Origin of the sequence: Streptomyces sp. NBC_01235, from assembly GCF_035989285.1 — a bacterium.
Taxonomy (GTDB): Bacteria; Actinomycetota; Actinomycetes; order Streptomycetales; family Streptomycetaceae; genus Streptomyces.
In genome coordinates, this window is the sequence record NZ_CP108513.1 from 2,905,456 (window position 1) to 2,918,461 (window position 13,006).

Below are 13,006 nucleotides of genomic sequence, written 5' to 3' on the forward strand. Positions count from 1 at the left end.
CACTGACTCACCGTCGGCTCACTGGTCCCAGAGCGCCCCGAGCGTCACCAGTTCCCCCTGGTACTCGATCCGGTCCGACCACGCGGTCGGCCAGGCGTCCGCCCCCGCGTACGCGCCCGCGAAGGCGCCCGCCAGGCAGGCGATGGAGTCGGAGTCCCCGGACGAGCAGGCGGCCCGGCGCAGCACGGTCACCGGTTCGTCGGGGAAGAGCAGGAAGCACAGCAGGCCGGCGGCCATGGCCTCCTCGGCGATCCACCCCTCCCCCGCCGCCAGGCACGGGTCGGCCTCGGGCGAGGGATCGCGCAGCGCCTCCTCAAGACGCTCCAGCACGCCCAGGCAGTCGTCCCAGCCGCGCGCGATGAAGTGCTCCGGGGTCGGGTCCTGGCTGCGGGTCCACAGGTCGTCGAGCCAGCGGTGGTGGTAGCGGGAGCGGTTGTCCAGGGCGTACGTGCGCAGCAGCCCGAGCAGACCGGCCGGGTCGGCACCCTGCGCGAGCAGCCGCACGGCGTGGGCGGTGAGGTCGGAGGCGGCGAGCGCGGTGGGATGCCCGTGGGTGAGGGCGGACTGGAGCTGAGCGGCACCGGCCCGCTGCTCGTCGCTGAGCCCGGGAACGAGGCCGACGGGGGCGACACGCATGTTGGCACCGCAGCCCTTGGAGCCGATCTGACTGGCGTCCTGCCAAAGGCGCTTGTCGTCCTCGAGCAGGTCGCAGGCGGTCAGGCAGGTCCGCCCGGGGGCCCGGTTGTTGTCCGGCGACCGGTACCAGTCCACGAACTCCGCGCGCAGCGGCCGCGCCAGCGCGGCCGGCACGAGCAGCCCCCGGTCCATGGCGGTCCGCAGGGCCCGCCCCACCGCGAGGGTCATCTGTGTGTCGTCGGAGACGAAGGCGCGCTTGGGCAGTTCCATCTCCCGCCACGGCCCGCACTTGGCGAGGATCGACGGGACGTCGTTGAACTCGGTCGGAAACCCGAGCGCGTCCCCCAGTGCGAGCCCCAGCAGGGACCCGGTGGCGCGCTTCCTGACGGTGGTGGAGGTGGTCATGCGGAACGTCCTTCCCGGGGCGGTCGCAGCAGGGGCGGGTGGAGCGCGGTGGCGGTGCCCGCGCGGTAGAGGGCGGCGGGCTTGCCGCGTCCGCCGGTCAGACGTGCGGCGCCGGGCACGGGCTCGACGAAGCCCGGGGTGGCGAGCACCTTGCGCCGGAAGTTGGGACGGTCGAGTCCGGTCCCCCACACCGTCTCGTAGACCTGCTGGAGCTCTCCGAGGGTGAACTCGGGCGGGCAGAAGGCGGTCGCGAGGCAGGTGTACTCGAGCTTGGCGCCGACCCGGTCGTGGGCGTCGGCCAGGATCCTGTTGTGGTCGAAGGCGAGCGGCTTCACGTCGTCGTACGGCAGCCAGCGCGCCTGGGCCGCGTCGCCGCCGCCGGTCGGTTCGGGGGCGTCGGGCAGCAGGGCGGCGAAGGCGACGGAGACGACCCGCATCCTGGGATCGCGGTCGGGCTCGCTGTAGGTGCGCAGCTGTTCCAGGTGCAGCCCGGAGACGTCCTTCAGGCCGGTCTCCTCGGCGAGCTCGCGCCGGGCGGCCGTCTCCGCGGACTCGTCCGGCAGCACGAAGCCTCCGGGCAGCGCCCAGTGTCCGGCGTACGGCTCCTGGCCGCGTTCGACGAGCAGCACGTGCAGGGCGCCCGCGCGCAGGGTCAGGACGGCGAGGTCGACGGTGACGGCGAAGGGTTCGTGGGCGTACTTGTCGTAGCCGAGCATGACCGCACTCCCTTTTTATAGTCACCACGACTATAAAAAGGGAGTGCGGTCATGCACAAGCCCTTGGAGCTTCAGGAGTCCCTAAAGGTCGACTTCCTTCATCAGCATGCCGACCTCGGTGTTGGACAGCCGGCGCAGCCAGCCCGACTTCTGGTCGCCCAGGGTGATCGGGCCGAAGGCGACGCGCACCAGCTTGTCGACCGGGAAGCCGGCCTCGGCCAGCATCCGGCGCACGATGTGCTTGCGCCCCTCGTGCAGGGTCACCTCGACCAGGTAGTTCTTGCCGGTCTGCTCGACGACCCGGAAGTGGTCCGCCTTCGCGTACCCGTCGTCCAGCTGGATGCCGTCCTTGAGCTTCTTGCCCAGGTCGCGCGGGATCGGGCCGACGATGTGCGCGAGGTAGACCTTCTTCACGCCGTACTTGGGGTGGGTCAGCCGGTGCGCCAGCTCGCCGTGGTTGGTGAGCAGGATGACACCCTCGGTCTCGGTGTCGAGCCGGCCCACGTGGAACAGCCGTGTCTCGCGGTTGGTCACGTAGTCGCCGAGGCACTGACGGCCCTCGTTGTCCTCCATCGTGGAGACGACGCCGGCCGGCTTGTTCAGCGAGAAGAACTGGTACGACTGCGTCGCGACCGTCAGGCCGTCGACCTTGACCTCGTCCTTCTCCGGGTCCACCCGCTTGCCCTGCTCGAGCACGATCTCGCCGTTGACCTCGACCCGCGCCTGCTCGATCAGCTCCTCGCAGGCCCGCCGGGAGCCGTAGCCCGCGCGCGCGAGGATCTTCTGCAGCCGCTCGCCCTCCTGCTCGGCGCCCGGGAAGGTCTTGGGCAGCTTGACGTCCTTCTTGCCCGCGTACCGCTCGCGGTTGCGCTCCTCGGCCCGCGCCTCGTACTCGCGCGAGGTCGCCGGGACCGAACGGCCGCGTCCGGTGCCCTGACCCTGCTTGGGCCCGCCCTTGGCACCGCCGCGCGCGGAGGCGCCGCGCCCGGACTTCGGGCCCTCATGGGTGCCGCTCGGCCCTACGTCGTAGCGGCGCTCCTCGGGGCGGGGCTTGCTCGGGCGCTGCGGCCTGTCGTCGCGCCCTCCCCCGCCCTTCGGCTGGGAGCCGCCCCCACCGGTTCCCCGGGGCTTGCCGCGCCCGCTGTTCCTGCCACTGCCGCTGCCACTGCTTCGCATCAAAGTTCCGTCGTCGTCGTGTCGTCTGCATCTGCGTCCGGTGCGTCCGGATCGAACGACGGGACCCCTTCCAGCGTCTCGGCCTCGATCGCCTCCGCCTCGGGGAGAAAGGGCGCGAGCTCCGGGAGCTCGTCCAGGCCTCGCAGGCCCATCCGCTCCAGAAAGTAGTTCGTCGTCCTGTACAGGATCGCACCTGTTTCGGGTTCCGCGCCCGCCTCCTCCACCAGACCGCGCTGGAGCAGCGTGCGCATGACGCCGTCACAGTTGACCCCGCGCACCGCGGAGACCCTGCTGCGGCTGACCGGCTGGCGGTACGCGACGACCGCCAGGGTCTCCAGCGCCGCCTGGGTGAGACGGGCCTGCTGCCCGTCCAGGACGAAGCCCTCCACGGCCGCCGCGTACTCGGGCCGGGTGTAGAACCGCCAGCCGCCCGCGATGAGCCTGAGCTCGAAGCCTCGCCCCTGCACGGTGTACTCGTCGGCCAGCTCGCGCAGGGCGTCGGTGATCTGCCGCCGGGGCCGCTGGAGGATCTTCGCGAGGTGCTCCTCGGTCGCGGGCTCGTCGACGACCATCAGGACGGCCTCCAGGGCCGGCTTGAGGTCCAGTGCGGCGACGGTCTCCTCGCTCACGTCTTCGTCTCCTTCTCGGGCTCCTCGGGCGGCCGGTCGAACTCGTCCGTGATCATCGGCTGCGCGTCCCCGTCCCCACCGGTCCAGCGCACCAGCAACTCCCCGAGCGCGGTCTCCTGGTCGAGCGCGACGGCCTTCTCCCGGTACAGCTCCAGCAGCGCCAGGAACCTGGCCACGACGGTGAGGGTGTCGTCGGTGTCCTCGACCAGCACCCGGAAGCTGGCCTCGCCGAGCTTCTTGAGCCGCGCGACGACGATCCCGGCCTGCTCCTGCACGCTCACCAGCGGCGCGTGGATGTGGTCGACGTAGACCTGCGGCTTGGCCTTGGGCTGCATCGCCTTGACCGCGAGCTTCGCGAACCCTTCCGCGCCGATGCTGATGACCACCTCGGGCAGCAGCTCGGCGTGGTGCGGTTCGAGGCCGACGGTACGGGGGTAGCGCCGGGCCTCGCGCTCCAGCCGGTCCGTGAAGATGTCGGCGACCTGCTTGTAGGCCCGGTACTGGAGCAGGCGGGCGAACAGCAGGTCCCGGGCCTCCAGCAGTGCCAGGTCGGCCTCGTCCTCGACCTCCGCGGCGGGCAGCAGCCGGGCCGCCTTCAGATCGAGCAGCGTGGCGGCCACGACCAGGAACTCGGTCGTCTGGTCGAGGTCCCAGTCCGGCCCCATCGCCCGGATGTGCGCCATGAACTCGTCGGTGACCTTCGACAGCGCCACCTCGGTGACGTCCAGCTTGTGCTTGGAGATCAGCTGGAGCAGCAGATCGAAGGGCCCCTCGAAGTTGGCGAGACGGACCTTGAAGACACCGTCGGGGATTTCCTGAGGCGTTTCCTCACGGGTTTCCCCGGTGGTTTCCGCGGCTTCCACCGGCGGCACGGCTTCAGGTACCGGAGGCGGAACCGCCGGCACAACCGGCTCCACCGGCACAACCGGTTCCACGGACACAACCGGTTCCACCGGCTCGACCCGTTCCACCGGCTGAGCCGCCGGCCCCCGCCCCAGCACACGCCGGCGGCCGGCTGCTGCGCCGGGGCCGGGGGCTGGGACGTCGTTCGAGGTCATGGCCCCCGCAGGCTACCGCTAGCGCCCGCGCAGCCGTCGTACGAGGATGCTCGCGTCCCCGCGGCTCTCCAGGTCGGCGAGGACCACGGCGACCGCCTCGCGGACGATGCGCCCCCGGTCCACGGCCAGCCCGTGTTCGCCGCGGAGCACCAGCCGGGCGTGCTCCAGGTCCATGAGCTCCTCTGCCGAGACATAGACGGTGATCTTCTCGTCGTGCCGCTCCCGGCCGCTGGGCCGACGGGCGGCCGCCCGGCCACGCTTTCGCGGCTGCCCCTCGGCGGAGGCGTCCGCGGCAGAACCTTCCTGCGCGCCCTGGCGCCGCTCGGAGCGCTCCCCGGTGACGCCCCGGGTGCGGGACTCCCCGGCGTCGCTCTGGCCCGCCTCGGCCGCCGCGTGCTCGGCACCCTCGCCGTCGCCGCCCCGCACGGGCACGGCCTGCGGCGCGTCCTCCGCACCGCCGGCCGCCACCCCGTCGCTCTCGGCGGCCGGCGCGGGCACCCGGGCCTCGCCGTTGGCGGAGCGCCGGGGCGCGGACGGCTGAAGCGCCATTCCCCCTGTCGTACGGAAGAGTTCGTCGGCCCCCGGCAGACTCACTCGGCGTGACACCGGGCGAGCACCTCCCTGGCGAGCTGACGGTAGGCGGCGGCGCCGACGGAGTTGGAGGCGTACGTGGTGATCGGCTCACCGGCGACCGTGGTCTCCGGGAAGCGGACCGTGCGCCCGATGACCGTGTGGTAGACGTGGTCGTCGAACGCCTCGACGACACGCGCGAGCACCTCACGGCTGTGCACGGTGCGCGAGTCGTACATGGTGGCGAGGATCCCGTCGAGCTCCAGCTCCGGGTTGAGCCGCTCCTGGACCTTCTCGATGGTCTCGGTCAGCAGCGCCACACCTCGGAGGGCGAAGAACTCGCACTCCAGCGGCACTATCACCTTGTGCGCCGCCGTGAGCGCGTTGACGGTGAGCAGGCCGAGCGAGGGCTGACAGTCGATGACGATGTAGTCGTAGTCGGGCAGCAGCGGCTTGAGCGCCCGCTGGAGCGTCGACTCGCGCGCGACCTCGGACACCAGCTGGACCTCGGCGGCCGACAGGTCGATGTTGCTGGGCAGCAGGTCCATGTTGGGGACCGCCGTCTTCAGGAGCACCTCGTCCGCCGCCATGCCCCGCTCCATGAGCAGGTTGTAGACGGTGAGGTCGAGCTCCATGGGATTGACACCGAGACCGACCGACAGCGCGCCCTGCGGGTCGAAGTCCACGAGCAGTACGCGACGGCCGTACTCCGCGAGCGCGGCACCCAGGTTGATGGTCGACGTCGTCTTGCCCACGCCGCCCTTCTGGTTGCACATCGCGATGATCGTCGCGGGACCGTGCTGGGTCAGCGGGCCCGGGATCGGGAAGTACGGCAGCGGGCGTCCGGTCGGACCGACGCGCTCACGGCGCTGTCGGGCCGCGTCGGGCGCGAGCGTGGCCGCGTACTCCGGGTCGGGCTCGTACTCGGCGTCGGGATCGTAGAAGTGCCCGTCGGGCAGTTCGTCGTAGTCGGCGAAGTGGTTGTGGGGCGCGCCACTTCCGTCGCCGGCCATGGCGTTCACGTGATGGCCATCCATGCTCTGGGGTGCTGTCTGAGCCAATAGGGGACTGGTCTGGCTCTGATGGGCTGCGAAGGTTCGGACAGCGACGGAGCCGACAGCCTCGAGCCCCGCGGAACCCGTGCCCCGCGTAAGCATTCCTGGATGACCACCCCCGGGAGAAAATGTCGACTCATTCACAAGTCGTCTTACCTCCTTGGTGACCAGGAAACTTCTAGACAAGGTCAGCGTGGCACCATGCCGACGGTTGGCGACTCTATGGCGTGTCGGGCGTCCGCAGCAACACAATCCGCCGGACCCGGCCCGATGTGTCGGCAATGAAACATCCGGCTGTCAAGGGCGTACGGCCGTCGCACGGCAGGTTTCACCGGTGTGCGAATCGGTCGAAGGGTTACGTTCGAGGCGAGTTGACCGAGAGCCGCAAAGTGACCATACACACATCCGGCCGGACCTTGTCGGCAAGGTCCGGCCGGGTGTGCGCGGTTGACGAGCTGTGTTGACGTATCGCCTTTTTCCCAGCGCCGACTTGGCCGTCCGGTGGGGTGGATCGGCTCAGCCGAGCAGGGAGTACAGCTCCACGTGCTCCAGTCCGTGCGCCTCGGCGACCTCGCGGTAAACGACCTTGCCGTCATGGGTGTTGAGGCCCTTGGCCAGCGCGGGATCGCGGCGCAGCGCCTCCACCCAGCCCCGGTCGGCGAGTTCGACGATGTACGGCAGCGTGGCGTTGGTGAGCGCGTAGGTGGAGGTGTTGGGGACCGCGCCGGGCATGTTGGCGACGCAGTAGAAGACCGAGTCGTGGACCGGGAAGGTCGGCTCGGCGTGGGTGGTCGGACGGGAGTCCTCGAAGCAGCCGCCCTGGTCGATCGCGATGTCGACAAGGACACTTCCCGGCTTCATCCGGGACACGAGCTCGTTGGTGACCAGCTTCGGGGCCTTGGCGCCCGGGACGAGGACGGCGCCGATCACGAGGTCGGCCTCGAGGCAGGCCTTCTCCAGCTCGAAGGCGTTGGAGACGACCGTCTGGATCTTCGTACCGAAGACCTTGTCCGCCTCCTTGAGCTTGTTGATGTCCTTGTCGAGCAGGGTCACGTGGAAGCCCATGCCGATGGCGATCTGCGCCGCGTTCCAGCCGGAGACACCGCCGCCGATGACGACCGCCCTGGCGGCCAGCACGCCCGGGACGCCGCCGGGCAGCACACCGCGGCCGCCGTTGGCGCGCATCAGGTGGTAGGCGCCGACCTGGGGGGCCAGCCGGCCGGCCACCTCGGACATCGGGGCGAGCAACGGCAGCGCGCGGCTCGGCAGCTCGACGGTCTCGTAGGCGATCGCCGTGGTGCCGGACTCGATGAGGGCGTCCGTGCACTCCTTGGAGGCGGCCAGGTGCAGGTAGGTGAAGAGCGTCTGGTCCTTGCGCAGGCGGTGGTACTCCTCGGCGATGGGCTCCTTGACCTTCAGCAGCAGGTCGGCGGTGGCCCAGACCTCGTCGGCCGTGTCCAGGATCCGCGCGCCCGCGGCCACGTACTCGTCGTCCGTGATCGACGAGCCGACGCCGGCGCCTCGCTCGACGACGACCTGGTGGCCGTGGCGCACCAGCTCGTGCACTCCGGCGGGGGTGATGGCCACCCGGAACTCGTTGTTCTTGACCTCGCGGGGGATGCCGACCTTCACGTCGATCACGGTCCTTGGCTCAGAGGGTGTGGGGGTACAGCGAAGACATACCCGGAGGTATAGGGCACACCGGGATGCACCGCAGGAGAACGTGCGGCAGAGCCAGTCTAATGAAGGTGTTCCCGCTGTCTAGCCTTTCATTGCATCAATCTTCAGCGGATGTACTGCGGATTTCGCAGGTGTTAGCGCTGTGTTCCGGCCGTTCCGGCTCTGGATCGCGGTCCGGGAGCTCATTTCCCAGGATGCGCTCGGCCGCGTCCCGGTGCAGACGGGCCGCCACCTGGTCGCCGAGGCGCTCCAGGGTGTCGGCCAGCCTCAGCTGCACGGCGGCCTGCAGACGCGTGTCCTCGGCCCGCCGGGCCCACTCCACCGCCTCCTGGCAGGTGCGCAGCGATTCCTCGGGGCGGCCGGCGTACTCCTGGACCCGGGCCAGCTCGCTCAACGCCCGTGCGTGTGCGCCGACATCGCCGTTCTTGCGGTGCCCGGCGGCCGCGGCCCGCCAGGCCCGCTGTGCCTCGCCGTAGCGGCCCGCGTAGGTGTGCGCGGTGGCGATGCGGCCGTAGAGGCGGGCCGCGTCCGCGCGCTCGTCCCGGGCCAGGCGCTGGGCGAGGGCCCGGCCGAACCAGTCGGCGGCCCGGTCGTAGTCCCCGAGCTCCAGGTGCGCGCCGCCTACGGATTCCATCGCGCGGCCGATCGCGTACGGGTCGTTCGCCTCGCGTCCGGCGTCCAGCGCGGCCCGGTAGCGCACCAGCGCCTCCGCCGTACGGCCGGTCCTGGCGTCCACGTCGGCCAGGTTCAGCAGGGCGGCGGCCCTCTCGCGGGGCAGGTCGCGGCGCTCGGCCACGTCCAGGACGAGCTGGTGGATGCCGTACAGGTCGGGTGCGGCCGCCTGGGTGCCGAAATGCGCGACCATCGCCCTGACCAGCTGGGACATCAGGCGGCGGGCAAGGGTGTCCAGCTCCCCGTCGGCGACCGCCAGGCGGGCCGAGGCGAGCAGGGCCGGGCGGCGGACCCGCAGCCAGTCGGCGGCCGCGCGCGGAGTGGGGAAGCGCAGGGCGCGGGGCATGCCCTGGAGCTTCTCGCGGGCCTGGGGGTTGTCGGTCTCGGTGACGGCCCGGCAGGACTGCAGCAGCCGCACCGTCCGCTCCAGCATGCGGGCGCGGGCCAGCTGGAGCTCGGCCGGGCGGTCATGGGTCTCGGCGGCGGCGCGCAGCAGGGGGTACAGGCAGCCGGGGACCTCGTACTGCGGCAGCGGGGAGTCCACGGCCCGCAGCAGGCCCAGGGCGGTGAGGTCGTCCAGGATGGTGTGAGCGGCGCCCACCGAGCAGCCGGCGAGCGCGGAGGCGGTGTGCGGGTCGGCGAGGCCTGCCGGGGCGAGACAGAGCAGTCGCAGCATCCGGGCCGCGGGGGCGGGCAGCGCGGCGTGTGCGAGCCGGAAGACCCGGCTGAGCGGGGTGCCCTCGTCGCCCTCGGCGTTCAGCTGCTTGGCGAAGTCGGCGACGGCCGCCTGGGGGCGGGCGGCGAGCCAGCCCCCCGCCAGGATCAGCGCGGCGGGCTGGCCCTGGCAGGCCTCCACGAGGCCCTCGGCGGAGCGCGGGTCGACGGTGATGCGGACGGAGCCGGTGTACCGGGTCAGCAGGTCGAGGGCGGACTTGGTGTCCAGCCCGCCCAGAGTGCAGGGGCGGACGTCCGCGATGCCGGTGAGCGGTCCGGCGGAGACGGCGACGAGCAGGCACTCCGGGGTGTCCGGAAGCAGCGCGTCGACCTGTTCGGCGCCGGCCGCGTCGTCGAGCAGGAGCAGCGCGCGCCGCTCGGCGAGGGCCTCGCGCAGGAGGGCCGCGAGGTCGTCCTCGTCGGCGCCGGGCGGGGTCGGCACGTCCAGCGCGGCGAGCAGTTCACGGGCGGCGCGCTCGACCGGCACGGGCGTGCCGTCGGGCTCGGCGAGACGGGCGCGCAGCACGCCGTCCCGGTAGCGGTCGGCGACCTGCCGGACGAGCTCCTCGGCGAGCGCCGTACGCCCGGAGCCGGGCCGCCCGGCGATGAGCAGGACCCGCGCGCGCGGAGCCTTCCGCCCGGAGATGGTGTCCAGCCCGGCGCGCTCGATGTCGGCGCGCAGTTCCTTCAACTCCCGGGTACGGCCCAGGAAATGGCCCTCTGTCGCAGCGTGTCCCGACAGCTGCACGCCGCCTGTGTCCACTGCCTGATCCGTCACGGGCCACACTCCCGTCCCACCGCACGCGCAAGCCCGCCGGGACTCCGGATCAGGCGATTCCAGAGCCTAGTTCACGCTCTGCGACGTTCCGGGAGGAGTACGGCGGGGCACGGCCGGGACGTCCCCCGATCGGATCAGCCGATCGTCACACTGTCGACGATCCGAGTGGGATCGGGCCCGGTGCGTTCAGGCCTCGAACGGACGCGCCGGCCAGGGCGCCTGCGCCGGACGCAACGCGTCGAGGCCGTCCCCGCCGCGGGCGGCCGCCAACGACAGCACGCCCACCACGAGGCAGTTGTTGTGCACGTCGCCCGCGAGGACGGCCCGGACGAGCTCGCCGACGGGCACGCGCGCGTGCTCCATGACGGCCTCCTCGTGCTCCACCTCGAAGCGCTGCCCGTCCGCCTCGGACAGGCCTCGGGCGAGGAAGACCCGCACGGACTCGTCACAGCCGCCGGGAGTCGTGTACACGTCGGTCAGCACCCGCCAGTCCTCGGCCTTGACGTGCGCCTCCTCGTACAGCTCGCGCTGGGCCGCGTGCAGCGGGTTCTCGCCGGGCACGTCGAGGAGCCCGGCCGGGATCTCCCACAGCTTCTGGCGCACGGGGTGGCGGTACTGCTTGATGAGCAGCACACGGTCCTCGTCGTCGAGGGCGAGGACGGCCACGGAGCCGGGGTGGACCTGGTAGTCCCGGCGGACCACCGAGCCGTCGGGCATGACCACCTCATCGGTGCGGACGGAGGTCTTGTTGCCCACGAAGGGTGTCTTTGTGGACCGGATCTCCCACGCCTCGGGGGTGTCCTTGATCGTCATGCCCTGCGTCCTTCCACGTGCCACCTGCGCAAACGAAAACCGGGGCGCCAACCTTGAAGGTTTGCACCCCGGCCACCGTACAACTGGTGTGTTACTTCGAAGCCTTCCCCGCCTCGAGCGTCCGCTGGACCGCCGCCTTCACCAGGCCGGCGAACAGCGGGTGCGGACGCGTGGGCCGCGAGCGCAGCTCGGGGTGCGCCTGCGTGGCGACCAGGTAGGGGTGGACGTCACGCGGGTACTCGACGTACTCGACGAGCTTGCCGTCCGGCGAGGTGCCGGAAAACACGATGCCCGCCTTCTTCTCCAGCTCCGCGCGGTAGGCGTTGTTCACCTCGTAACGGTGCCGGTGCCGCTCCTCGACGTACTCCTTGCCGTCGTACACCTCACGCACGATGGAGCCCTCGGCCAGCTTGGCCGGATACATGCCCAGACGCATGGTGCCGCCCATGTCGCCCTCACCGGCGACGATGTCCAGCTGCTCGGCCATGGTGGAAATGACCGGGTGACCCGTGGCAGAGTCGAACTCGGTGGAGTTGGCGTCGGTGATGCCGGCCAGGTTGCGCGCGGCCTCGATCACGATGCACTGCAGGCCCAGGCACAGACCCAGCAGCGGGATCTTGTTCTCTCGGGCGTAGCGGATCGCGCCGACCTTGCCCAGCACACCGCGGTCGCCGAAACCGCCCGGGATGCAGACCCCGTCGACATCCTCGAGCTGCGCCTTGGCGCCCGCCGGAGTCTTGCAGTCGTCGGAGGTGACCCACTTGATCTTCACGCGGGCCTTGTTGGCGAAGCCGCCGGCACGCAGCGCCTCGGTGACCGAGAGGTAGGCGTCGGGAAGGTCGATGTACTTGCCGACCAGGGCGAGGGTGATCTCGTGGTCGGGGTTGTGGACGCGGTCGAGCAGGTCGTCCCAGGTCGTCCAGTCCACGTCGCGGAACGGCAGGTCCAGTTTGCGCACGACATAGGCGTCCAGACCCTCGCCGTGCACGGTCTTCGGGATGTCGTAGATCGAGCGGGCGTCGGGGCAGGCCACGACCGCGGCCTCGTCGACGTCGCACATCAGCGAGATCTTGCGCTTGATCGCGGTCGGCACCTCGCGGTCGCAGCGCAGCACGATCGCGTCCGGCTGGATACCGATGTTCCGAAGCGCCGCGACCGAGTGCTGGGTCGGCTTGGTCTTCAGCTCACCCGAGGGACCGATGTAGGGCAGGAGCGAGATATGAACCACGAAGACGTTGTCCCGGCCGACCTCGTGCCGGACCTGGCGGACCGTCTCCAGGAACGGCAGCGACTCGATGTCACCGACCGTGCCGCCGACCTCGGTGATGACGACGTCCACCTCGTCCGTCGCCATGCGGCGGATGCGGTGCTTGATCTCGTTGGTGATGTGCGGGATGACCTGGACGGTGTCGCCCAGGTACTCGCCGCGCCGCTCCTTGGCGATCACCGTGCTGTAGACCTGGCCGGTGGTGACGTTGGCGGAGCCGTCGAGGTCGCGGTCGAGGAAGCGCTCGTAGTGGCCGATGTCCAGGTCGGTCTCGGCGCCGTCGTTGGTGACGAACACCTCACCGTGCTGGAAGGGGTTCATCGTGCCCGGGTCGACGTTCAGGTACGGGTCGAGTTTCTGCATCACGACGCGCAGACCTCGCGCCTTGAGCAGCATGCCGAGGCTGGAGGCCGTCAGACCCTTGCCGAGCGAGGAGGCGACACCCCCGGTGACGAAGATGTGCTTGGTCGTCGTGGCTGTGCCAGATCGAAAAGCAGTGGGCGTCATGGCCAAGAGGGGGCTCCCGTGGTCGCGATTTGGGGGTGCGGCTTCGGGGGTTTCGAGACCACCGGTCCACGGGCTACCAGGGTATCAGCGCCTCGGAGAGATGGCTTCCGGCCACGCTCCGCGCACGGCCCGACACGGTCGGCCGCCGCCGCACCGGTTCCTCACTCGATGCTCACCCGTTCGGCCCACCCGCGTTGTCGGGAGCGGCACGCAGATCATCTACGTGCGTCGTATCCTGCTCGGACACTCGCTGCCGAGCCCGGTCGGCAAGACGGCACACCCCCGCCGGTAACCCCACCGGAACAACGAGAGCTCGTCAGTTCGTTGAGC

11 protein-coding genes are annotated in these 13,006 nt (G+C 70.9%); all 11 read right to left on the reverse strand.

Annotation, left to right across the window (positions count from 1 at the left end):
* Positions 1 to 18: 18 nt before the first annotated feature.
* A complete protein-coding gene (locus OG289_RS12520) occupies positions 19 to 1,041 on the reverse strand; it encodes an ADP-ribosylglycohydrolase family protein (RefSeq protein ID WP_327314081.1) in 1,023 nt (340 codons plus the stop codon).
* Positions 1,038 to 1,757 carry an NUDIX hydrolase gene (locus tag OG289_RS12525; protein WP_327314082.1) on the reverse strand — a complete coding sequence of 240 codons (720 nt, stop codon included), beginning with the start codon at positions 1,755 to 1,757 and terminating at the stop codon, positions 1,038 to 1,040. Before OG289_RS12525 ends, OG289_RS12520 begins: the two co-directional genes overlap by 4 nt.
* An 81-nt stretch (positions 1,758 to 1,838) precedes the next feature.
* A complete protein-coding gene (locus tag OG289_RS12530; protein WP_327314083.1) occupies positions 1,839 to 2,933 on the reverse strand; it encodes a pseudouridine synthase in 1,095 nt (364 codons plus the stop codon).
* A complete protein-coding gene (gene scpB / locus OG289_RS12535) occupies positions 2,933 to 3,505 on the reverse strand; it encodes an SMC-Scp complex subunit ScpB (protein WP_327320656.1) in 573 nt (190 codons plus the stop codon). The genes OG289_RS12530 and scpB overlap by 1 nt, the downstream gene beginning before the upstream one ends.
* A gap of 53 nt (positions 3,506 to 3,558) precedes the next feature.
* Positions 3,559 to 4,620: a segregation and condensation protein A gene (locus OG289_RS12540; RefSeq protein ID WP_327314084.1), complete on the reverse strand. Its 1,062-nt coding sequence runs from the start codon at positions 4,618 to 4,620 to the stop codon at positions 3,559 to 3,561.
* An 18-nt stretch (positions 4,621 to 4,638) separates the two neighbouring features.
* Positions 4,639 to 5,226, reverse strand: a complete 588-nt coding sequence (locus OG289_RS12545) for a hypothetical protein (RefSeq protein WP_327314085.1) — start codon at positions 5,224 to 5,226, stop codon at positions 4,639 to 4,641.
* Positions 5,211 to 6,347, reverse strand: coding sequence for a ParA family protein (locus tag OG289_RS12550; RefSeq protein WP_327314086.1), 1,137 nt, complete (start codon positions 6,345 to 6,347; stop codon positions 5,211 to 5,213). Before OG289_RS12550 ends, OG289_RS12545 begins: the two co-directional genes overlap by 16 nt.
* A 414-nt stretch (positions 6,348 to 6,761) precedes the next feature.
* The gene (gene ald, locus OG289_RS12555) at positions 6,762 to 7,886 is read right to left on the reverse strand and encodes an alanine dehydrogenase (RefSeq protein ID WP_327314087.1); all 1,125 of its coding nucleotides are present in this window, start codon (positions 7,884 to 7,886) and stop codon (positions 6,762 to 6,764) included.
* A gap of 136 nt (positions 7,887 to 8,022) precedes the next feature.
* Positions 8,023 to 10,089: a tetratricopeptide repeat protein gene (locus OG289_RS12560; protein WP_327314088.1), complete on the reverse strand. Its 2,067-nt coding sequence runs from the start codon at positions 10,087 to 10,089 to the stop codon at positions 8,023 to 8,025.
* 186 nt (positions 10,090 to 10,275) lie between these two features.
* Entirely contained in the window at positions 10,276 to 10,902 is a 627-nt protein-coding gene (locus OG289_RS12565) for an NUDIX hydrolase (RefSeq protein ID WP_327314089.1), read from the reverse strand.
* A 91-nt stretch (positions 10,903 to 10,993) separates the two neighbouring features.
* Complete coding sequence (locus tag OG289_RS12570; RefSeq protein WP_327314090.1) at positions 10,994 to 12,676, reverse strand: CTP synthase; 1,683 nt, start codon at positions 12,674 to 12,676, stop codon at positions 10,994 to 10,996.
* Positions 12,677 to 13,006 lie beyond the last annotated feature (330 nt).